At 60.3% G+C, this 441-nt stretch carries 1 pseudogene; it reads left to right on the plus strand.

Annotated elements, in window-relative coordinates:
* Positions 1-260 precede the first annotated feature (260 nt).
* Positions 261-441, plus strand: a pseudogene (locus DEQ92_RS22875) (molybdenum transporter); the annotation flags it as partial.

Genomic DNA, 441 nt, shown 5'->3' on the forward strand with positions numbered 1-441 from the left:
AGCGTTGTTGAGCGACCCTTCCCGATCGATCGCCCGCAACAGGGCGACGTGGCGTGAGTCGAGCGTCACCCCGTCGCTGCCGATGTACGTGTCGAACGAAGGACGGACGTCCATACCGTTCGGTACGTGTTAGCGAGCAAAAGCGTTATGTCTCCCCTGAGAGAACGATGGTTGTATCTATGTCGGAACAACGTTCGACCGCGGACGATGGAAGACGATCTCGGCTCAGTGGGGCGACCTCTCGACGATCGTTCCTCAAGATGGGTGCCGTCGTGGGTGCCACGGGGCTCGCAGGGTGCTCACAGGTCACCGGCGGTGAGCAGAGCCAGCAGGCACAAGCAGACTTATCCGGTGAAACGCTCACGTTGACGACGACGACGAGCACATACGACACGGGGCTCTTGGACGCGATCCATACCGACTTCGAGGAGATGTACGGTG

It is taken from the genome of Haloferax sp. Atlit-6N, assembly GCF_003383195.1.
Classification (GTDB): domain Archaea; phylum Halobacteriota; class Halobacteria; order Halobacteriales; family Haloferacaceae; genus Haloferax; species Haloferax gibbonsii.